Raw genomic sequence first — 21,720 nt, 5'->3', positions numbered from 1 at the left:
CTTATCAGGTTGCAGCCGAACCTGTGACAGCAGAAACCGCAGTGGCATAACCCCAGCGTGGCATCAGCTGCTGTGGCAGCTGTAAATGATCCAGAATGCGGGCGACCATAAAATCAATCAAATCTTCAATAGATTGTGGCTGATGATAAAAACCAGGGGCGGCCGGCATAATGGTCACGCCCAGCTTGGCAAGTTTTAACAGGTTTTCCAGATGCAAAGCGCTTAATGGCGTTTCGCGTGGCACTAAAATCAGCTGGCCCTGCTCTTTGATCACCACATCGGCGGCCCGCTCTATCAGATTGTCACTCATGCCATGGGCAATAGCAGCCACTGTGCCGGTAGAACAAGGGCACACCACCATGGTTTTGGGCGCAGCCGAGCCTGAAGCTACGGGCGAAAACCAGTCGTCTTTGCCATAAACCGCCAATAAGGCTGGATCACAACCAAACAGCTCCACCAGCTGCTGCTGACAGCTTTGCGGATTGCCGTTGAGCTTTAAATTGTGTTCGGTGGCAAACACCACCCGGGCTGCACTTGAAATCAGCAGATGCACTTTCACGTTAAGTGCCAGCAGCGACTGCAGCAAACGCCAGCCATATAAAGCACCGGAAGCGCCGGTAAAAGCCAGCGTCACTTCTTTGCCTTTGGTTTTGGCAACATCAGGATTGTTATGCATTAGTGTTCCCATTTTTTCCGCAGTGCATCAAGCAGTTTGTCATGAATACCACCAAAACCGCCGTTACTCATAATCACCACCGAATCACCACTTTGTGCCTGCTCTGTTACCCTTGCCACCAAAGCGTCAATGTCGGTGCCCACTTCAGCCTGTGGTCCAATGGCTTTGGCCACATCACCAAGTGACCAACCGGAATTGGCCGGCTCAAATAAAAACACCAGATCGGCTTGTTTTAACGAGGCGGGCAAGGCTTCTTTGTGTACGCCCAACCTCATGGTATTGGAGCGCGGCTCTAATACGGCCAGAATACGCTTTTCGCCCACTTTATTGCGAAGACCGGTCAAAGTGGTGTCGATGGCAGTGGGGTGATGGGCAAAGTCGTCGTACACCGCAATGTCGGCCACTGTGCCTTTAAGCTCCATCCGTCTTTTGGGCGCAATAAACTTCGACAAGGCTTCAATAGCAACAGCTGCCGGCACTCCGGCGTGGCGCGCCGCTGCAATGGCCATCAGGCCATTATCCACACTGTGCTGGCCGGTTAAATCCCATTGCACTTCACCCAGCTGCTGGCCGTTAAAACTCACTGAAAACTTGCTGCCGTCTTTTTGCAGCAAAGTTGCCTGCCAGTCGGTGCCGGAACGTTGTTGTTCACTCCAGCAGCCCATCTGCAGCGTTTCATCAATGGCGGGCACATTTGCCGGAGATAACACCAGGCCATTGCCTGGCACCATGCGTAATAAATGGTGGAACTGGCGCTGGATAGCGGCTAAATCCGGGAAAATATCGGCATGGTCAAATTCGAGGTTATTGATAATCAGCGTGCGTGGCCGGTAATGCACAAACTTGCTGCGTTTATCAAAAAAGGCCGTGTCGTATTCATCAGCTTCAATCACAAAAAACGGCGCATCACCCAATCTTGCTGATACGTCAAAATTCTGCGGAATACCCCCAATTAAAAAACCAGGGTTCAAACCAGCATATTCTAAAATCCAGGCCAGCATCGAGGTGGTGGTGGTTTTACCATGAGTGCCCGACACCGCAAGTACCCAACGACTTTGCAGCACATTTGTCGCCAGCCATTCAGGCCCTGAGGTATAAGGCAGGTTACTGTTCAGCACATATTCCACGGCGGTATTACCACGTGACATGGCGTTGCCAATAATGACTAAATCCGGTGCTGGTTCAAACTGACTGGCGTCATAGCCCTGGGTCAGGGTAATGCCCAAAGCTTCCAGCTGAGTGCTCATCGGCGGATACACATTGGCATCGGAGCCCGTTACTTTGTGTCCCATGGCTTTGGCAATAGCGGCAATACCGCCCATAAAAGTGCCACAAATGCCCAAAATATGAATATGCATAACCTTTCCCTTGTACGGCGACCACAAGCGCCAAGCGTGGCCAAGATAAGGCATTGTAACAAAAGCGCTTCACAACAAAAGCAAATAAAATAAGGCCAAAAACTGCATTTTTTCGTTAAATTCTTTACACTGTGCGCCGGTGTACTGCCAAGCGCCCAGAGGCCAGTAGAATAAGGGCAGACACCCACCCTACAGCATTTTCAACAAGGAATTCACCATGCGCCGACTGGCTCCCGTATTACGGCAGGACGGAGTTGATACCGACCTGATTTCATTGACCAAAACAATTCTGGCTGCCTGTAAAGAGATCTCTTTTCGTGTTGGCCAGGGCGCACTGGCTGGCGTGCTGGGCTCGACCCTGGATGAAAACATTCAGGGTGAAACACAGAAAAAACTCGATGTGCTGGCTAACGAACTGCTCAAAGACATGATTCTGGAAACCGGTCTGGTCAAAGCAATTTCGTCAGAAGAAGAAGACCACACTGTGGCTGGCAATCCGGACGGCAAATATCTGGTGACTTTTGACCCGTTGGATGGCTCATCCAATACCGATATCAACAGTCTGATTGGCACTATTTTTTCTATTCTGCCAGCGCGTGCTGATCTGGACGCTGCAGATGCTGCGCAGTTTTTACAACCTGGCACAGCCCAACTGGCTGCAGGTTATGTGTTGTACGGCCCTTCCACTATGCTGGCGCTGACCACAGGCAAAGGCACCAAACTTTATACGCTGGATAAAACCTACGGCGGCTTTTTGTTAACTCAGGAAGAAGTGGCGGTGCCAGGTATGACGGCCGAATTTGCCATTAATATGTCAAACCAGCGCCATTGGGAACCGGCCATGCAGGCGTATATCGCTGATTTACTGCTGGGTAAAACCGGCCCTCGTGGTAAAAACTTTAATATGCGCTGGATAGCCGCCATGGTGGGTGATGTACACCGGGTGTTGTGCCGTGGCGGTGTGTTTATGTACCCCACCGACACCAAAGATGCCAATAAACCTTATAAATTACGCCTGATGTACGAAGCCAATCCAATGAGCTTTTTAGTAGAACAGGCCGGTGGCGTCAGTTCCACAGGTTACCAGCGCATTATGGAAATCCAGCCAACCGATATTCACCAGCGGGTGGCTGTGATCCTGGGTTCTAAACACGAAGTGGAAACCTGCCTGAAGTATCATCAGGCGTAGCAGGCGTTTACCCAAAATCATTGAAGATGTGGGTAGGCGGCAACTGAGAGCAGTCCCAGGAGCATAGTCATCTATGTGACTGGAATGAGTGAAGGCGGCCAACCCCCCCACAACGTCAAGGATGAAGGGAATAGGTCAAAACCATAGCCATTTTTGATGCCGCCGGTATAATAGGCGGCATTTTTTACACTTCATTTATCTTAAGGAACTAACATGAGCCTGAGTCTGGTACCAGCAGGTAAAAACCTGCCTGACGAAATTAACGTCATTATTGAAATTCCGGCCAATGCCGATCCAATCAAATACGAAGTGGACAAAGACAGCGGTACTGTCTGGGTTGACCGTTTTATGGCCACGCCAATGTTCTACCCATGTAACTACGGTTTTGTAAACCATACACTGAGCCTGGATGGAGATCCGGTCGACGTGCTGGTACCAACCCCCTACCCACTGGTACCAGGTGCTGTGATCAAATGCCGCCCTGTTGCAGTATTAAAAATGGCTGACGAGTCAGGTGAAGATGCCAAGGTACTGGCAGTGCCAATCAGCAAACTGACCAAAATTTATGACCATATCCAGGACATCAATGACGTGCCTGAACTGCTGAAACAACAAATCCAGCATTTCTTTGAGCGTTACAAAGAGTTAGAGCCAGGCAAGTGGGTAAAAGTCATTGGCTGGGGCGACAAAGCCGAAGCCAAAGCTGAAATCAGCACTTCTTTTGAACGTGCCCAGCAAAAATAATTGATAAAGCCCGCATGATGCGGGCTTTTTTTTGCCCCCTTTTCGCTGTACAGCTTGCCCAGCCTTTGAAACCAGAACAGAAACAAAAATAAGCAAATCGTTATAATTCTTTATTTATATTAAGATTTTCGTCGCATAACTTGATTTGTTGCAGCATTTAGGCTTTTTGCTGACTATACTAAAACCGCTTTTTTAAAATATTCATTACAAACAATTCCTTCCGGTTTGTTATCTACAGGGGTAAGCGTGTATGGAGTTTTTGCAACGCCTTTCGATTGCGAAAAAAATTTATTTAATACCCTTCATCGGGACTATCAGTTTTATCATCTATCTGGTGTTGGCCACAGTCACAGCACTGAACAACGTCAAAACACTGGACAATACCAGGGATATCCAGTTCCCGGTGTTACAGGCCGCCGAGAGTAGCCTGGTTGCATTGGAGCGGGTGAAGGAATCGCTGGCCAGTGCAGTCACCACAGGCGACGAGGAAGCTCTGAATACGTCCAATGCTTTTGCCGACCAACTGAAAAAACAACTGGGTCAGGTCAGCAGTCTGGATGCGGCACTGAGCAAAGAAATTGGCCCTATTCTGTCTTCATTCGACAATTATTATGCGGTGGCCTTTAAAGTGTCACAGGAGATGGTGAATAACACCGCCGACATGGCCACCATTGGTGAGCGTTCACAAAAGATGAATGCCGATTACGACAATACAGTGAAAAAGCTGACCGAGTTCCGCGATATTCAGCTGAACCACTTTAAAGGTGCAATTGACGACGCCAATGCACAGGCCAGTACCTTGATCACTGTAGGTATTATCATGGGTGTGATCACCACTCTGGTGTTATTTGGTACCGCAGTGCCTGTGGTCAGTGGTATCAATAACAGCCTTGGCAATATTATTCATTCATTAAAAGATCTGGCCAAAGAAGATGGCGATTTAACAGTAAGAATTGAAACCAAATCCAAGGATGAGCTGGGTGATTTAGCCTTCTGGTTTAACTCTTTTATGGAAAAACTGCAGGGTGTGGTGAAAGAAATTGTCAACACTGCACTGCCTTTGTCGTCACTTGCCAAAGATTTACATCAATTAACCGACGACACCAATAAAACCATCGCTGTACAACGTCAGGCCGCCGAGCAAGCCAAATACGCCGTTGATGATATGAGCAACAGTGTGATTGCCGAAGCCAGCAGCGCCAACGAAGCCTCCAGCGCAGCCAATGACTCTAACGTTGCAGCAGACCGTGGTCAGCAAACGGTAGGCGTAACGGTCAACAACATCCGTCAGCTTGCCAGTAATGTGCAGGAGGCTTCAGAAGTTATTCTGAAACTGGAAACTGACGCCAACCAGGTCGGCGCTGTGCTTGATGTGATCAAAGGTATTGCTGAACAAACCAACCTGCTGGCATTAAACGCAGCTATTGAAGCGGCACGAGCCGGTGAACAGGGCCGGGGTTTTGCGGTGGTGGCGGACGAAGTTCGTACTCTGGCGTCCCGCACCCAGAAATCGACTGAAGAAATTCAGAAAACCATTGAACAGCTGCAATCGGCCGCCCGCTCCGCTGTGCAAAAAATGCAGCAAAGTACAGTACAGGCCGATCAGAGTGTGACTTCAGCCAACCAGGCCGGTGAGTCATTACAAGTGATCACCACCAGTATTCGCCGCATCCGCGAGATGAACCAGCATATTGCTGCTGCAACCGAAGAACAACAAAGTATGGCCGGCACTATTGTTGGTCATGTAGTGGAAATAGTGAAACATACAGAACACAGCTCACAAAGCGCCGGCCATATTGCCAAAGCTGCCCGTGAACTGGCTAATCTGGCACAAAATCTGGAAAGCATCGCCCGTTTATTCCGCGTTTAATTCAGTTTTTTGTTCCACATGCAAAAGGCGCCGCTGGCGCCTTTTTTATTCTTGCCTGGTCACAGGCTCTGGCTGAAGACATCTTAGAATTTGTGCTCAGTCAGAAAGTTGCAGCTGTAGTATCGGCAACTGTTTTTCACTTCAGACCATCCTCCCCTGTCTGCAGCAATAAAAAAACCACCCTGAAGGTGGTTTTTACGAGGATCCCGCTGACAGCATTAATCGGTTTTTTTACCGGCCGGATTGACACTCTGCTGCAAAAAAGCCAGTAATTCCTGGGTTGGCATTGGCTTGGCATACATAAAACCCTGCACTTCATCACAGCCCATGGCGCGCACAGCGTCAGCCTGCTCCAGAGTTTCAATGCCTTCGGCAATAGTGGCTAAACCGAGTTTTTTGCCCAAATGAATAATGGTTTCGGCAATCACAGCACCATTTGGCGCAGCAAAATCGCGGATAAAAGCCCGATCCACTTTGATCCGATCCAGCGGCAGTTGTTGCAGATAACTCAGGCTGGAAAAACCAATACCAAAGTCATCAATTGCCACTTTAATACCGTGATCTTTTAACCTGTTCAGCGCATCAATCACTATCTTGGGTTCGTCCATCACCACAGATTCAGTAATTTCCAGCTCCAGCAATTCAGGCGCCACCTGATAACGCTGCACACAGTCAATCACAGACTCAACAAATAACGGATTACGAAACTGTGGCATCGACACGTTCACCGCAATGCGCATATCGGCAAGACCCTGTGATTGCAAATATTTGATTTGCTGGCAAGCCTGCTGGATCACCCAGGCGCCGATTTCAACAATTAAACCTGAATATTCTGCCAGCGGAATAAACACAGCCGGGGAAATATACCCCCCCTGCCCTGTAGGCCAGCGCAACAAAGCTTCCATACCTATCACCTGATTGGTATGCAAAGATATTTGCGGTTGATACCAGAGCTGCAGTTTATCCTGACTAAAATCCTGTCTGAGTGTGCGCAGCAAAGCCAAACGTTCGGCCATCTGCTCTTCCATTTCACTGCTGTAATATTCAAAGTTCTGCGACAGGTTCTTTTTGGCCCGGTTGAGCGCTATATACACATGCTTCAGAATGCCAAGACCTTGTTTGACTGTGTCCACTAAGCGGCAAAAACCAAGGGTGGCATTAATTTGTAAAGCATGTTCCGACGCCTGAAATGGCTGGGCAAAGACTGCGTTAATGGCCGATGGCGTTAACATATCTTCAGGGCCAATCAAACCAAAAACATCGGCGCCAATACGGCCAATTTGTGCCAGGTCACCAAAGTGCTCTACCAGACGGCGGGTCACCGCAATTAATAACTCATTGCCCACTTCCTGCCCCAGGCCGTCATTAACATCGGAGAAGTGGTCAATATCAATCAGCACTGCCACATTATGGCCGGGATCCAGTCTTTTGGTTTCTTCCAGCAACTGGGTAAATTCATTGCGGTTTGGTGTTTTGGTTAATGGGTCGATATAAGCGGCATGTTTGAGCTGTTGGAACAATGTGACGTTTTCATAACCAATTGAAATATTGCTTAAAAATACCTCAATTAGCTGACGGTCAAAATCCTCAATCGGCCTGTTGGTTTCGATATATACAGCGGCGCTATGCTCGGCGTTGCCAAGATACAACACAGTGTCAAAACCGGTAAAAATATGCCGTTTTTGCTGCAGGCACTGCAAAATCTGCTGAATAATGCGCGGGTTATTTAACCGTTCCAGTTTGCATTTAATAAAGGGCGCATAATGGCCCGCAGCGCCCAGCACATACACATTGTCACTGGCTGAGCCATCATCCTCAATTTGTGCGCATAACACACCTTCCGCATGCAGACCGATCAGCGATGAAATTTGTGTCACCACCCCTTCAGAAAACTCATGCAATGAGTGTTGTTCCAGCAAATTTGCGCCAGCATTAATAATTTTCTGTAAACCCAAGCGGTTTTGATTAATGGTGCGGATTTGCTGATAAGAGCGGATCGACGAAATAATAGAGGTAACCAGTTTACTGCGGGTCAGTTCGGTTTTGGTTTTGTAGTCGTTGATATCATATTCTTTAATAACACTTTCTTCTGGCGCGTAACCGGGTTGGCCTGTTCTGAGCACTATCCGCACTTCGTCCATACCCAGCTGCTCGCGGATTTGTTGTACCACCAGCAAACCAGCGTCATCAGACTCCATCACCACATCAAGCAAAATAACGGCTACATTCTGGTTTTTCTTAAGAAAATCAATTGCCTCTTTGCCAGAGTACGCATGATGGAAAACGAGTTTACGCCCGAGAACCAACAAATCACTTAAAGCAAGGCGGGTGACGGTATGGATTTCTTCATCGTCATCAACAATCAGCAGATGCCATTCCCCGGTAATTTGCGGGATTTCTGACTCCGGCACTTCATCTTCTGCTAGAAACAGAAAATCATCTTCTGTTACTTTTGACACCATGTTACGACCTTATCCATTGAGTCCGAATGTCTGGCACAAATTCCTCACTTGAGCAAAGGGGGGATATGCACCGACTCCACACCTGCACACCTTGTCAGTGAAGCCGGCAGCCAGCTTGTTGTCTGACTTATTACACTATACGCTTAGTTAAAAAATGCAATCATTTTGTCGGTATCAGCAGCAAGGTATAACGAGCAATTACCTTTTAAATTCATTTAAATAACAATAAATTTATCGGCTTAAGCAAAGTTTTTTATGCATCGGCGGTTCTGGCCGATATGCTGTAACTGAGTCGGCAACAAACTGCGGTAATTTTCGCAAAAGCATGGAGCTTTATGACCAAGGTACAGAGCCTGTCCGGGCAACAAAAGTTACGGCAACTGGCCAAAAAACAATTGGGTGGTGACTTACAATCTGCCAGTGTTGTCCGCAACAATACGGCTGCACTGCCACTTGATGAAATGCCCGGCAGCGCCAGCTTTATCGACAAACATCAACAACTGAGCAATAGAGCCGGCGTGGTACTGAAGGAACAGGAGCTGTTTGCCGGTTTAACTCTGGCCGAACGCGCCAACCGCCGGATCCAAATGCGTCAGGAGCAACAACAGCAGAATCTGGAGAAGGTGATGGCACTGGCGCTGGATTATTGCACCGAAATTCAGACCAGCCAGGATGTCGATCCGGATTGGTTTCAGGCGTATTGTGAGCTGGTGCTGGATATTTCAAGCCACAGCATGCAAAAACTCTGGGCAAAAATTCTGGCCGGCGAAATCAGTAGCCCCGGCAGTTTTTCGTTAAAAACCCTGCTGTTGCTTAAACAGATGAACCACAAAGATGCGATAGCGTTGCAACTGGCAGCCAGTCTGAGTTGCCGTATTAAAAGCCAGGAGCCGGCACATATTTATTTTGGTTATGTGCAGCAGGGTTCTTTATGGCGCTGGTTGGCCGGCAAAAGCCGCGGCATGCTGAATCTGAGTCAGTTTGGCCTCACTTACCCGCAGATTTTAAGCCTGATTGACCTTGGCTTGTTACACCAGTCTGAAATTGAAAGTGGTGAGCTTGGCAAAAACCAGCAGTTGCAATGGTATTACCATCAACAGCTGCTGCAAGGGCGCACCAAACATCAGGGCCTGGTGCTGCAATATTATAAATTCACCAGCATTGGCGCTGAGTTGTTACCCCTGTTAAGCAGCCAGCCCAACCCACAATACTGGCAGGTCTTACAACAACTACTGTCTGATGTTATCGTATTTCATCAGCCGGGTTGAGTTTAGCCAGAATATGGGCAATTTTGTGGGTATCCAGTGGTTTAATCAGCACATCATCCATGCCTGCCAGCCGGAAACCAGCAATCTCATCCGGTAAGGCGTGGGCGGTAAAAGCCAGAATAGTGGTGTGCTGATGATGCCGCAGTTGCCGGATCCTTTTGGTCACTTCTGTACCGGCCAAATCCGGCAACTGAATATCCATCAGGATCAGCTGGTACCTGTTGCTGCTGGCCATTTTGATGGCATCCTGCCCTGTCATGGCAATATCAATGCGTAGCCCACCGCCTGACAACATCGCCTGCACATATTTAAGGTTCGTCAGATTGTCATCCACCACCAGCAGCTGCTGATTACCAAGCTCATCGGGGTGCTGCAACGCATGGCTGACGTGGCTGAGTAACATAGGCACTGCCAATAATCTGCTGCCAAGCAGCGGTTGCCACAACTGTCTGGCTTTAGCTGAGGCAAAAAACAGCAGCTGATAACGCTCGGCAAGTACAGTCAGCTTTGCCGCATCCTGATGCAGTGACACAGAGCTTTCCGGCAACAGCACTATCACTAAATCCACCAGACGTAATTGCACCGCTTCAGGCAGGGCAGCAAGTGTTGCCACACTGTGGACCTGCTCACCAATAGCCGCCAGCGACTGTTTCACCAGAGGTAAACGGCAGGCGCGCTCATCCAATACCAAAATGGACTGGCATAATTTGGACTGACTGGTTTTTTGCCAGGAAACCGGCAGCAGAATATCGAGCTGGGTGCCCAAATCTTCCAGCGAATTTAATGAAATACTGCCATGCAGCTCATGGAGTAACCTGCGGGCGACCTCAGCCTCTACATCATCCAGTGTCAGCTCACTGTCAGGCTGTTCCAGCAACAACTGGCGCCAGCGTGCCGAAAAACCGGCACCGGCATATTTAAAAGTGAGTTTCAGTTGTTTTTGTGGCACTTCGCGTAAGCGATAGCTAAACAAAATATCCTGATCGGCCGCAGCCTGCTGGCAATAATTGCTGAAAATATGACACAACACACTGAGCAGTCTGGTATCAATATTAATTTTGAACTGGTAGGCCTGTGGATCTTCGTCAAAAACAAACTGTTCCGGAATTTGATTGTCGCTAAACCATTGTGGCGCCTGCTGCGCCAGCCAATCGGGTAGCCAGAGATGATCAGGCTGCAGGGCAAAATCTGCTGCATGCAACTCGGACAACAACTGTAACGCCTGGATCTTACTGCGAAGGTCCTCAGCACTGAGCGAGTCGGATCTATGGCATAACTCCAGCCAGAACTTCAATTGCAAATCGCAGGATTGACTGTGCAGTTTCAGCTGCTGGTGGCTTTGCTGCAGTTGTAATAAGCTTTCGGCGGTATGAGCATGCAGTTGTTCTTGCTGCTGCAACCGCAACTCGGCATCACGGGCGACAGACCGCAATTGTTGTTGATGGCGTTGTTGCTGCTGTTGCCAGGCGTCGATCAAAAGCGAAAATTCGTTCCCCTGCACATCGGCAACACAGCCCTGCTGTAGTTGCTGACTTAATAACAACTGCTGGCGCACTCTTTTCTGTTGTTTTTTTAGCTGCCAGCCATAAAGCGACAAGGCCGACAGCAATATCAGTAACAACATCGGCAACATCAACCATAAAGGCACCGATGAAGAAGACCCGGCAACCAACAACAAATGCCCCAGCTGCTCAGAGCTGATGGCAGGCACAGGTAAATCATGACGCCCCTGCTGCACCACATCAGCCCAGACAGGCACACTGAACACTAACATACCGTCGGCAACGACCACAGGCTGCGTTGCCGAAGGCAGCGGAGAATAGTTATTTAATACCGCTTCTGCGCCCTGGGTGGCGGCAAACAGCTGCTGGTTTTTGTCATAAACAGCTATGGCCTGTAATGGCAAAGCACTATGTTGTTGCAAGGCTTGTAAAGTCTGACGCAAAGCCTGAGAATTTTGCTCACGCAGCGGATGCATTGCCAATAAAGCGGCATGACGACTTAGTTGATGTAAATACGCAGTATGCTGCTGTTGCTGCCACAGCTTTAACGAAAACCAGGAAGCCACCAGAGAAAGAACAACAACGATGGCCAACAACACCAGGGGCCACAGAGGCCGAGTAAAAAGCTGCTTCATGCTGAGAAAAACCGATCCAATCTGATACCTCACTATAATGGTGCACAGATTGAACTACAAGGTTTTAGCTGCGCCAGCGTATTGTCTGTACGAACAACAACCTACAACACGCTGGCTTGGTACGGGCTTGTGTTAAAAATCAGCTTCAAGACCGAGAAAAACCCCATCCGCCACCAGATCAACATCCATCCGGTCTTCGGCATTCAGCTTCAGATCCAACCGCTGCACCCCAAGCTTCACCGACATTGAAAATGCCGCCAGATCGATCCATTCATAAGCAAAACCAGCACGCAGATCAGACATCTGATGACCATCATAACGGCCATAGTTGCCGTTAAAAAACAGACTGGAATTGGTGCCAAACACCCCCACCACCGCATTGGCGTATAACATCGGCATTGGTGTTGACACACCACGGGTCACTGTAGCGCCCTGTGTAATGCTGACATCCGTTTGCAGGAATCTGGCACTCAGGCCCAGATCCAGACTCAGGATGTCGTTATCAAGCAGCTCATAATAAAAGCTGGCATCGGTATATTCGAGGCCAAGTCCATTATGAACCTGACTTTGCGCCGCATAGACCACATCGTGCAGCTGTAATGTGCCCGCTAACCGGGTATCCCCCTGAAAACTCAGGGTCTGACGCCGCAGCATCACATTGGGCAGCAAGGGGATCGGATGTTCAAATGCAGCATAAAAAGCGCTGTGGCTGTCATCATCAAAATGTAACGGCTGACTAAAGCCGGTATCGCCTGCCCGGGCATCCGGATTCGCCTGCCACCATTCAGCGCCAACAGTCACACCGAGCACATCGGCCATCACCAGCGGACTACTGAACAACAAAGAGGCACCAAGCAGCGGTAATAAAATTTTCATGCGTTATCCTTGCGACAATAATTCGGTCAATTCAATCAGGGCGGCGTTTGCCCTGGAGATATAGTTTGCCATGACCAGCGAGTGATTGGCGAGCAGGCCAAAACCACTGCCGTTTAACACCATAGGGCTCCAGACAGTTTGTTGGGTTGCTTCAAGCTCGCGGATAATTTGCTGCAAACTGACAGTGGCATTTTTTTTGGCCAGCACATCGGCGAAGTCGACTTCAATCGCCTTTAAAAAATGCAACAGCGCCCAGGAAGCGCCCCTGGCTTCGTAAAATTCATCGTCTATCCGCCACCAGCTGGTTTTAATCATTTGCTCAGTTGGCGTGCTGGTGGACTGACGCGCCTGCGCATCCCCCGCCAGATCTGTATTTAATCTGTCTTGCCCGACGCTGGCACTTAACCGCTGACTATAACTGCCAAGGCGTTTTTCCACCGCTTTTAGCCAGTCCCGCAAATTGTCGGCCCGGGCATAAAACTGATGGTCTCTGTTGTTTGGATCATTTAATGCCTGGCGGTAAGAGCGTAACAAACGCAAAGCTTCGGCATACTCATCCTCAGCCGCCGGTACAGCCCAACTACGATGGTCGATATTCAGTTTTGGCTGCGCCAGTTTCAGGAAGGCGTTTTCCACTGACTGCGACTGGGAGCGGCTGATATCTGTGCGCATCGATAATGCTAAATCCCGCACCATTTCCAGCACCCCAAACTCCCAGGCCGGCATATTGTCCAGCATACTAAAAGGCGGCAGCAGGTCATTTGAAATGTAACCCCCTGACTTATGCAGCAAGACTTCTGAAACATGCACCAGGGTATGGGTGGTGGTAAAGCCAACGGCCGGTTGAACGCCCTGCGCAGCCTGATTTGCTTCAGCCACCACGTCAAAAGTATCGGGTTCATTGCTGGACCAGACCGCCATGGCATAAAACAATATCAATACCAGGCTACTGAGCAGGACTGCCAGTTTCACTTTTTGCATTTGTCACTCCGGTTATTGGGTTGGAATTTTGGTGACAACCGCCGAAATCTGCCATTGCTGGCCGTCGGCCGTGCTGAATTGGATAGGCACAATGGCACCTAAGGTTAACTCATTTTTAGGCGCAAACAACATCAGATGCAAACCGCCCGGCTGTAAATGCAGCTGTTCGCCGGCCTGGATCTCAAAACTGTCTACTTTTTCCATTCGCATCATACCGTTATGCATGCTGTGCTGATGCAATTCGACCCGCTCAAACCAGGGGCTGCTCGCTGCAACCAGTGTAATGGCATTATCGGAGGAATTCAGCACAGAAAAATAACCGGCACTCAGGTTCTTTCCCGGCAGCGGCTGGCGCACAGTGGCATTCTGAAACTCCAGTGGTGCGGCTTGTACAATAAAACTAATAAAGAACACCATAAGGGCAAACAACAAAGGCATAACAGTCTCCAGTATCTGAAATGCCTTCATCTTATCTCATCCGCATTCAGATCACATAACGATCAGGAAGCAGACAAGCAGCCAGCAAATAAGCAACAACTGCGGCAACAGGGAACGTCAGTAACAACAAAATCGCCAGCACCCGCACTAACCATCTGGGCTGTTGATAATAAGCGGCTAAACCTGCACAAACTCCGGAAATTTTTTTATGGGCTTTATTACAGTACCAGTTGTGATGATTGCTTCTGTTCATAGTTAACCTCAGCTTGTTATCAGTTAAATGATTGATTCAAATAACAAGGTACAAAAGCCATGCCAACCACAAACGAACGTAAAACATTGTTTTTAAAAGAGTATTCTTGAGTGCAAAAGCAGATGGTATCGTTTTTAAAGTAATTTGACTAAAAAGTGATGAAAATGACTAAATGAAGAACAACAATAGCGCTCAAACAGGAAAAATCGGATCTCAAAAAAAGAAAACCCGGTACTACAAAGACCGGGTTTGAGGGGGAATATCAGTGTTTGGCAACAACCAGAGCGAACATAACCAGATAACAAATACACTGAGTACTGGCATTAAAAACAGCGCCAGCAATTCAACAGGAGTAATCAACATGCGTTACTCCACTGCGGCAACAGATTGCTTTTTTGTATTGCCTGAAGTCTGTGCCTGGCTCAGTGTGTCTTCGACACCAACAACCATTTCAGCGACAGTGGCTTCGATAGAGGCCGCAATTTGTTTTTGAATATTTTGGCTTACTTCCATCACCTGACTGGTAACAATCTGAGTCAACTGTGAGGATAACTCGGTGGCTGGTTCAGCAGCAAAAGCATTTACAGAACCAAACATCAGTGTAGTAACCAGTAAAGCAGTGTTTAAAGTTTTCATGATAGTTTCCTTGTTGGCAATTTAATTAACGAACGACAATCTGTTATTACAATTGCTGTGCCAACCCAAAAAACTATTTTATCTTATTGATTTTAAACAAATTTAACAAGCTCAGCGTTCATTTGAAAAAAGTGGAAAAATTCATCAAAACTAAAAAGTGGCATTTTTAGCCACTTTTTAGTTTAAATATTATTCAGGTACTTTTGCCAGAGCTGCCAACAGTACTTCAGGGCCACTGGAGGGCAAATGGCCGAGCTCGCTGAGGTGTCGCCGCCACTGTCTTGCACCTGTCACCCCCTGGAAAATACCTAACATATGCCGTGCTATATGCCAGAATCTGGCTCCTTCCGTCATTTGTTGTTCGATATAAGGCAACATCTCCCGGACCACCTGATGCGGCGTCAGCAATGTGCGTTCATCACCGTAAATAGCAGCATCAATCTGATTTAAAAACAACGGATTGGTATAAGCTTCGCGCCCCACCATCACACCATCAACATGCTGCAAGTGCGCCAGACATTCTTCGACCGTTTTAATACCGCCATTAATGCTGATCTGCAGATGTGGGAAATCTTTTTTTAACTGATACACCCTGGGGTAATCCAGCGGCGGAATTTCGCGGTTTTCTTTTGGACTTAACCCTTTTAACCAGGCTTTACGGGCGTGCACTATAAAATCACTGCAACCGGCCTGCGCAATAGTGCCAACAAAGTCGACTAAAAACTGGTAACTATCGAGTTCATCAATACCAATACGACTTTTTACCGTCACCGGAATATCAACCACCTCACGCATCCGACTGACACATTCGGCCACCAGTGCAGGTTTTTCCATTAAACAAGCGCCAAACATACCGTTTTGCACCCGATCCGACGGGCATCCCACGTTAATATTAATAGCGTCATAACCACGCTGCTCACACATGATGGCGCTTTTCACCATGGCCTCTGGATCAGACCCACCCAATTGCACCACCACCGGATGTTCTTCTTCATTAAATGCCAAATAATCCCCCTGGCCAAATATCAGTGCGCCTGTGGTGACCATTTCGGTATAAAGCACAGCATGACGGGTCAGCTTCCGGTGAAAATAGCGGCAATGACGATCGGTCCAATCCAGCATTGGGGCAATTGAAAATTTGTGATCCACAGCGTTCTCCAAAAAAAGGCCGGCTATTTTACCTCTAAGCAGACAAACTTTCTGCGTTTTTACGCTCTTTAAGCCCGGCTTTTGTATGGTACACTTCCTAAGCTACTGCCAAAAAAGGTAAATCTGATTTATGTCGATTGAATCCCTGGTCCAGCGGGCCCGTCATATTTGTGAGCATAACGGTGCACGTTTTACCTCTATCCGTGAAAAGGTATTCCGCTTGCTGGCGCAAACTCAGTCTGGTGTTGGCGCTTATGAGTTGCTGGAGCAGCTGAAACAAACCGAACCAGCGGCTAAACCTGCCACTATTTACCGCGCTCTGGATTTTCTGACCGAACAAGGTTTTATTCATAAAATTGAGTCCAGTAACGCCTTTTTATTGTGTCACCACTTTGAGCATCACCACCCGGCGCAATTGCTGATTTGTCAGCAATGTGGTCATGTTGAAGAATTGCATTCCAAATTATTGCAACAGGAGTTTGCCAGCCTGGCTCATGCTGAAGGATTTGTGATCCAACAACAAACCATTGAAGCCCGTGGCCTTTGCCGTCGTTGTGTCGGGGCAAAACCGGCAGAAAGTCTGCACAAGCTAAATCAGTGTGATTAAGCTGGATTGACGGAGAAATAACAGGAATAAAGGTGGAAACTATCTCAAAAACAAAGAGCTAGACTTGTTTATTCTTTAAAATCTGCCTAACCTTACCGTCATGGCCAGCGCCAGTAACCACAACGCAAATTTATTCGATGGGTCCATTAAATGAATGTTGAGTATGTAAATCCATTTCTGTCGTCTTTGGTCAATGTATTAAGCACTATGGCAAATACGACTATTGTGCCTGGTCAGCCCCGCATTAAAAAAGATGAAGTTGCCCGTGGTGATGTTTCAGGTTTGATTGGCATGATAGGCCCACAAACCAAAGGTTCTTTTTCAGTGAGTTTTGAAGAGTCACTGGCGCTGGAAATTATGTTCCGGATGCTGGGAGAAAGACCTAAATCCATTAACGAAGAAGTGACCGACATGGTTGGTGAAATCACCAATATGGTGACTGGCGGCGCTAAACGTATTCTGGGTGAAAAAGGCTATGAATTCAGCATGGCCACACCTGTGGTGGTTTCCGGCAAAGGTCACACCATCACTCACAAATGTGATGGTCCGAAAATTCTGATGCCTTTTGATTCTGATTTTGGCAAAGTGCATATTGAAGTCAGTTTTGATAACCCGAAATAGCACACAGAGCCTGACCCGAGTTTCAGAGAACAAAAAGCCGGCTTGATGCCGGCTTTTTGTTTGTATTGCAATAATGCCTCTGCTGGCTATTGGGCCATTTTAGCCGGTGTTGTCACCGATATATCGCAGCTGCACTCTGCTGGTAATGTTACACAATAATTCATAAGGAATGGTTTGTACCAGCTCAGCAATTTCTTCGACCGCCAGCTGCTCGCCCCATAAAATCACCTGATCACCAATATTGACCTGCTGCTGGCCTATATCCACCATGGTCATATCCATCGACACCCGCCCCACAATAGGCAGACGCTGCCCGTTAATCAGCACTGGCGTGCCGCTGGGGGCATTACGTGGGTATCCATCACCATAACCAATAGCCACTACGGCAAGTCGGGTATCCTGCGGCGCGGTCCAGGCTGCGCCATAACCCACGGCCTCGCCTTTTTTCACGTCGCGTACCGCAATCACTGAACTGCTGAATGTCATCACCGGCCTTAACCCATGCTGCGCAGAACGGCCTGCCAACATCGGCGACACACCGTATAACGCCAGACCAGGGCGGATCCAGTCACCATGGCTTTGTGGCCAGGCGAGTACACCGGCCGAGTTGGCAATAGACAACTCCCCTTCATAACCTTTTATCAGCTCTGAAAACAGCGCCAGCTGACGTTCTGTGGCCGGATTATCCGGCTCATCAGCACAGGCAAAGTGGGTCATTAGCCGCAGGGGTTTTAACACATTCGGGCTTGCCATGAGCTGCTGATACACCTGCTGAAACTCCGCAGGGTAAATCCCCAGCCTGTGCATACCACTGTCAATTTTTAACCAGACATGCACAGGCGCTTCAAGCTCAGCTGTTAACAAAGCCTCAACCTGCGAGCTGTGGTGCACCACCACCTGTAAGTTGGAAGCAACAATTTGTGGCAGTTCATCAGGATGAAAAAAACCTTCCAACAGCACTATAGGTTTGACAATACCACCGGCGCGCAGCATTAATGCTTCGTCAATACGCGCCACACCAAAAGCGCCGGCGGCTTTGAGTTGTTCGGCCACGGCCAATAAACCATGGCCATAGGCATTGGCCTTGAGCACGGCCAGAATTTTACTCCTAGGCGCAATACTCTGAATATGCTGAAAATTTTGCTGCAGCGCATCCACATTAATTTGCGCTATCGGACGTCGGCTCATTAATACTCATCCTCAAAACGGGCAGAGCCAGCGTAATTATCAAACCGGGAATAACGGCCATGGAAAGTAAGCCGCACCCGGCCAATAGGGCCATTCCGCTGTTTACCGATAATGACTTCAGCCGTGCCTTTGTCCGGGCTGTCTTCGTTATACACTTCGTCACGGTAGATAAACATAATAAGGTCGGCGTCCTGTTCGATAGAACCAGACTCACGCAAATCTGAGTTCACCGGCCTTTTATCCGCCCTTTGCTCCAATGAACGGTTTAACTGCGACAACGCAATCACCGGCACTTTTAACTCTTTAGCCAGCGCTTTGAGTGAACGGGAAATTTCGGCAATCTCCAGAGTCCGGTTTTCGGAAAGACCAGGCACTGTCATCAGCTGCAGATAGTCCACCATAATCATCGAAAGGCCGCCATGCTCACGGGCAATACGCCGCGCACGCGAGCGCACCTCGGTGGGAGTCAGGCCGGATGCGTCGTCGATATACATCTTGCCTTTGCTGTTTAACAGTTCGATGGCTGAGGATAATCGCGCCCAATCTTCATCATCAAGCTGGCCTGTCCGTACTTTGGTTTGATCAATGCGGCCTAAAGACGCCAGCATCCTCATCATAATTTGTTCGGACGGCATCTCTAAACTAAAAATAAGCACCGGCTTATCGCTGCTCATGGCTGCATGTTCACACAGGTTCATCGCAAAAGTGGTTTTACCCATCGAAGGACGGGCAGCAACAATAATCAAATCTGACGGCTGCATACCGTTGGTCATTTTGTCCAAATCGGTATAACCGGTAGACACCCCCGTGATGCCACCTGAACTTGGGTTACGGAATAATTCATCAATTTTATCAATGGTTTTGGCCAGAATACTGTGGATAGCTTCAGGGCCTTCATTGGCGTTGGCACGCTGCTCGGCAATTTTAAATACTTTGGTTTCAGCAAAGTCCAGCAGCTGAGCGCTGTCGCGGCCTTGCGGGTCGTAACCTGCATCGGCAATATCATGCGCCACCGCTATCATATCGCGCACCACAGCACGCTCGCGGACGATATCGGCATAAGCCAGAATATTGGCTGCACTGGGGGTGTTTTTGGCAATTTCACCTAAATAGGCAAAACCACCCACATCGTCCAGCAGTTGATTGCGCTCCAGCCATTCGGAAACGGTAATTAAGTCAATCGGCTGGTTGGCTTCGGCTATGCTGGTCATGGCCTGAAAAATATACTTATGCGCACGCAGATAAAAATCGTGCTCCACCACTTTTTCAGCCACTCTGTCCCAGGCGTTATTGTCCAGCATCAAGCCGCCCAATACCGACTGCTCAGCTTCAATAGAGTGTGGCGGCATTTTTACGGCGGCCAGCTGGCTGTCCTGCGGATATTTATCTTTTTGATATTTATCTTTTGAAAATTTTTCTTTTGGATTTGCCATAACACCGGAGTTTATTGCTAAAGGTTGACCAAAACGGCCAACACCAGAATGAGGTTCAGTTGCGCCATAGCCTAGCATTTTTCCGAAACCGAAGCAGTTGGAAAAAGAATAAAGTTGGCAGATATTTTTTAAGGCAGAAACGATCGGAAAATGAAGAAAAATAATGCTGCTAACGCAGTGAACACGAGGAGAGAGATCCAGGCACAGTGCGAACACTGTGCCTGAATAAGCAATTAAGCTTCTGCTACTACAACCAGTTTGATGGTTGCAGTGACTTCAGCGTGTAATTGCAGGGCGATGTCGAAAGTACCAGTGTCACGCAGAGTGCCATTTGGTAATTTAACTTCGGCCTTAGATACAGCTACACCGGCTTCAGTGATAGCATCAGCGATATCACGGGTACCGATAGAACCGAACAGTTTGCCTTCGTCACCCGCTTTTGCAGCGATAGTTACTTCAGCCAGTTCAGCTACTTTAGCAGCACGGTCTTGAGCAGCAGCCAGGTTAGCAGCCAGTTTGGCTTCTAACTCTGCACGGCGTGCTTCGAATTTTTCCAGGTTAGCTTTGGTTGCTGGAACTGCTTTTCCTTGTGGGAATAAGAAGTTACGGGCATAACCAGATTTAACAACTACTTTGTCGCCTAAACCACCCAGGTTAGCAACTTTATCCAACAGAATGATATCCATTGTTTAATCCTCTCTGTATCGGTTGAACCAGGCTTATGCGTGTGAATCGCTGTACGGCAGCAGAGCCAGGTAGCGGGCGCGTTTGATGGCGCGGGCTAATTGACGCTGATACTTAGCGCTGGTACCAGTGATACGGCTAGGAACAATTTTGCCACTTTCAGTGACATAATTTTTTAAAGTAGCGGTATCTTTGTAGTCGATCTCTTGCACGCCTTCGGCAGAGAAACGGCAGAATTTACGGCGACGGAAATAACGAGCCATGAACTTTCTCCTAACTTAAAATTTCAATTCGTTGGGCATGGAGCACAAGCTTAGCTTGACCACTCGAATTCTGATGACGGTTTAAAAAGCCAGTCACCCGAACCACACTACCCTGCATCAAATTGTGAGTTTGTCTGCACAACTCACCTGCTACCACAACCTGAAGTCGTACGTAACTGGCTCTGTTGTATCCGGCTTCCTGCTGCATCGACTTATGTTCAAGTGACAAATGCATGTGCGGGATACCGGCTGGACTTTCGCTTCGGTCAGGTTGGCGGCAAATGACACCAGTGATGACCAGGCAGTTGTCCATCAGCAATTACTCGTCGTTTGCAACCTGCTCGTCAGCATCACGCGGAGCACGTTCACGACGTTCGTCACGTACCTTGGCCATTGGTGATGGCTCAGTCACAGCACCGTTAGTGCGCATGATCAGGTTACGCAGAACTGCGTCGTTGAAACGGAAGTTAGTTTCCAGTTCATCGATCACTGACTGTGGCGCTTCAACGTTCATCAGAACATAGTGCGCTTTGTGCAGTTTCTCGATTGGGTAAGCCAGTTGACGACGGCCCCAGTCTTCCAGACGGTGGATAGAACCACCCGCTTCTTTAATCGCACCTGTATAACGTTCGATCATACCTGGTACTTGTTCACTCTGATCCGGGTGAACCATAAACACGATTTCGTAATGACGCATGGTAGCTCCTTACGGTTAGTTAGCCTCGGGTGAGCTCGACCAGACTCGCATAGAGGCAAGGAACGTTAGTTGAACGGTCGAAGGGTGCGTATTCTACGGATTCAATGCGCTAAAAACAAGCAGAGAATGAGTTTTACTGAAGATATCTCTGAACCATAAAACCACGGAAAATCAGCAGATTTCCGTGGTT

At 48.4% G+C, this 21,720-nt stretch carries 23 protein-coding genes; 6 read left to right on the top strand and 17 right to left on the bottom strand.

The window, feature by feature from the left end; translation table 11 throughout:
- Window positions 1-4 precede the first annotated feature (4 nt).
- Together V7P87_RS11855 and mpl are read right to left on the bottom strand one after the other, a co-directional pair.
- The gene (locus tag V7P87_RS11855) at window positions 5-676 is read right to left on the bottom strand and encodes a flavin prenyltransferase UbiX (RefSeq protein ID WP_296296181.1); all 672 of its coding nucleotides are present in this window, start codon (window positions 674-676) and stop codon (window positions 5-7) included.
- Entirely contained in the window at window positions 676-2,034 is a 1,359-nt protein-coding gene (gene mpl, locus V7P87_RS11850) for a UDP-N-acetylmuramate:L-alanyl-gamma-D-glutamyl-meso-diaminopimelate ligase (RefSeq protein ID WP_333797614.1), read from the bottom strand. The genes V7P87_RS11855 and mpl overlap by 1 nt, the downstream gene beginning before the upstream one ends.
- 217 nt (window positions 2,035-2,251) lie before the next feature.
- Here mpl and V7P87_RS11845 point away from each other — a divergent pair, with 217 nt between their 5' ends.
- From V7P87_RS11845 to V7P87_RS11835, 3 genes are all read left to right on the top strand, one after another.
- The gene (locus V7P87_RS11845; protein WP_333797613.1) at window positions 2,252-3,223 is read left to right on the top strand and encodes a class 1 fructose-bisphosphatase; all 972 of its coding nucleotides are present in this window, start codon (window positions 2,252-2,254) and stop codon (window positions 3,221-3,223) included.
- A gap of 213 nt (window positions 3,224-3,436) precedes the next feature.
- Window positions 3,437-3,967, top strand: a complete 531-nt coding sequence (gene ppa, locus V7P87_RS11840; RefSeq protein WP_260658267.1) for an inorganic diphosphatase — start codon at window positions 3,437-3,439, stop codon at window positions 3,965-3,967.
- 250 nt (window positions 3,968-4,217) lie between these two features.
- On the top strand, window positions 4,218-5,837 hold the full coding sequence (locus tag V7P87_RS11835) for a methyl-accepting chemotaxis protein (protein ID WP_333797612.1): 1,620 nt from the start codon (window positions 4,218-4,220) through the stop codon (window positions 5,835-5,837).
- Window positions 5,838-6,055: 218 nt separating this feature from the next.
- On the opposite strand, the gene V7P87_RS11830 is transcribed toward V7P87_RS11835, so the two are convergent.
- Window positions 6,056-8,299: a two-component system response regulator gene (locus V7P87_RS11830; protein WP_333797611.1), complete on the bottom strand. Its 2,244-nt coding sequence runs from the start codon at window positions 8,297-8,299 to the stop codon at window positions 6,056-6,058.
- Between the two features lie 335 nt (window positions 8,300-8,634).
- Between V7P87_RS11830 and V7P87_RS11825 the strand changes: the two genes are divergently transcribed.
- Window positions 8,635-9,567 (top strand): TIGR03899 family protein, encoded by a 933-nt coding sequence (locus V7P87_RS11825; RefSeq protein WP_333797610.1) that lies wholly within the window; start codon window positions 8,635-8,637, stop codon window positions 9,565-9,567.
- Here the strand turns inward: V7P87_RS11825 and V7P87_RS11820 are convergent.
- The 8 genes from V7P87_RS11820 to dusA form a co-directional block, all read right to left on the bottom strand.
- Window positions 9,542-11,704 carry a response regulator gene (locus tag V7P87_RS11820; protein ID WP_333797609.1) on the bottom strand — a complete coding sequence of 721 codons (2,163 nt, stop codon included), beginning with the start codon at window positions 11,702-11,704 and terminating at the stop codon, window positions 9,542-9,544. The genes V7P87_RS11825 and V7P87_RS11820 overlap by 26 nt on opposite strands.
- 132 nt (window positions 11,705-11,836) lie before the next feature.
- Window positions 11,837-12,580 carry a TIGR04219 family outer membrane beta-barrel protein gene (locus tag V7P87_RS11815; RefSeq protein WP_333797608.1) on the bottom strand — a complete coding sequence of 248 codons (744 nt, stop codon included), beginning with the start codon at window positions 12,578-12,580 and terminating at the stop codon, window positions 11,837-11,839.
- Window positions 12,581-12,583: 3 nt separating this feature from the next.
- Window positions 12,584-13,561 (bottom strand): DUF2333 family protein, encoded by a 978-nt coding sequence (locus V7P87_RS11810; protein WP_333797607.1) that lies wholly within the window; start codon window positions 13,559-13,561, stop codon window positions 12,584-12,586.
- 12 nt (window positions 13,562-13,573) lie between these two features.
- Entirely contained in the window at window positions 13,574-13,999 is a 426-nt protein-coding gene (locus V7P87_RS11805) for a copper chaperone PCu(A)C (protein WP_333797606.1), read from the bottom strand.
- Window positions 14,000-14,045: 46 nt separating this feature from the next.
- A complete protein-coding gene (locus tag V7P87_RS11800; RefSeq protein WP_296296162.1) occupies window positions 14,046-14,252 on the bottom strand; it encodes a PspC domain-containing protein in 207 nt (68 codons plus the stop codon).
- A gap of 234 nt (window positions 14,253-14,486) precedes the next feature.
- The gene (locus V7P87_RS11795; protein WP_333797605.1) at window positions 14,487-14,615 is read right to left on the bottom strand and encodes a hypothetical protein; all 129 of its coding nucleotides are present in this window, start codon (window positions 14,613-14,615) and stop codon (window positions 14,487-14,489) included.
- Between the two features lie 3 nt (window positions 14,616-14,618).
- On the bottom strand, window positions 14,619-14,888 hold the full coding sequence (locus V7P87_RS11790) for a hypothetical protein (protein WP_333797604.1): 270 nt from the start codon (window positions 14,886-14,888) through the stop codon (window positions 14,619-14,621).
- 189 nt (window positions 14,889-15,077) lie between these two features.
- Window positions 15,078-16,037: a tRNA dihydrouridine(20/20a) synthase DusA gene (gene dusA, locus V7P87_RS11785; RefSeq protein WP_333797603.1), complete on the bottom strand. Its 960-nt coding sequence runs from the start codon at window positions 16,035-16,037 to the stop codon at window positions 15,078-15,080.
- Window positions 16,038-16,167: 130 nt separating this feature from the next.
- Between dusA and V7P87_RS11780 the strand changes: the two genes are divergently transcribed.
- On the top strand, window positions 16,168-16,644 hold the full coding sequence (locus tag V7P87_RS11780; RefSeq protein ID WP_333797602.1) for a transcriptional repressor: 477 nt from the start codon (window positions 16,168-16,170) through the stop codon (window positions 16,642-16,644).
- 150 nt (window positions 16,645-16,794) lie between these two features.
- The gene (locus V7P87_RS11775) at window positions 16,795-17,265 is read left to right on the top strand and encodes a chemotaxis protein CheX (RefSeq protein ID WP_260658254.1); all 471 of its coding nucleotides are present in this window, start codon (window positions 16,795-16,797) and stop codon (window positions 17,263-17,265) included.
- A 99-nt stretch (window positions 17,266-17,364) separates the two neighbouring features.
- Here the strand turns inward: V7P87_RS11775 and alr are convergent, their stop codons facing one another.
- The 6 genes from alr to rpsF all read right to left on the bottom strand — a co-directional run bounded on the left by alr (window position 17,365) and on the right by rpsF (window position 21,530).
- Window positions 17,365-18,453, bottom strand: coding sequence for an alanine racemase (gene alr, locus V7P87_RS11770; RefSeq protein WP_333797601.1), 1,089 nt, complete (start codon window positions 18,451-18,453; stop codon window positions 17,365-17,367).
- Entirely contained in the window at window positions 18,453-19,886 is a 1,434-nt protein-coding gene (dnaB, locus tag V7P87_RS11765; RefSeq protein ID WP_296296152.1) for a replicative DNA helicase, read from the bottom strand. Before dnaB ends, alr begins: the two co-directional genes overlap by 1 nt.
- 233 nt (window positions 19,887-20,119) lie before the next feature.
- Window positions 20,120-20,572, bottom strand: a complete 453-nt coding sequence (gene rplI, locus V7P87_RS11760; protein WP_260658251.1) for a 50S ribosomal protein L9 — start codon at window positions 20,570-20,572, stop codon at window positions 20,120-20,122.
- Between the two features lie 33 nt (window positions 20,573-20,605).
- Window positions 20,606-20,833: a 30S ribosomal protein S18 gene (gene rpsR / locus V7P87_RS11755; RefSeq protein WP_031568572.1), complete on the bottom strand. Its 228-nt coding sequence runs from the start codon at window positions 20,831-20,833 to the stop codon at window positions 20,606-20,608.
- 10 nt (window positions 20,834-20,843) lie between these two features.
- The gene (gene priB, locus V7P87_RS11750) at window positions 20,844-21,146 is read right to left on the bottom strand and encodes a primosomal replication protein N (protein WP_333797600.1); all 303 of its coding nucleotides are present in this window, start codon (window positions 21,144-21,146) and stop codon (window positions 20,844-20,846) included.
- A gap of 6 nt (window positions 21,147-21,152) precedes the next feature.
- On the bottom strand, window positions 21,153-21,530 hold the full coding sequence (gene rpsF, locus V7P87_RS11745; RefSeq protein ID WP_260658249.1) for a 30S ribosomal protein S6: 378 nt from the start codon (window positions 21,528-21,530) through the stop codon (window positions 21,153-21,155).
- Window positions 21,531-21,720: the final 190 nt, after the last annotated feature.

The organism is Rheinheimera sp., assembly GCF_036782235.1.
In the GTDB taxonomy this organism is placed as follows: Bacteria; Pseudomonadota; Gammaproteobacteria; order Enterobacterales; family Alteromonadaceae; genus Pararheinheimera.
The sequence above is the reverse complement of the archived record's forward strand: the minus strand, read 5'-3'. Positions and strand labels throughout refer to the sequence as shown.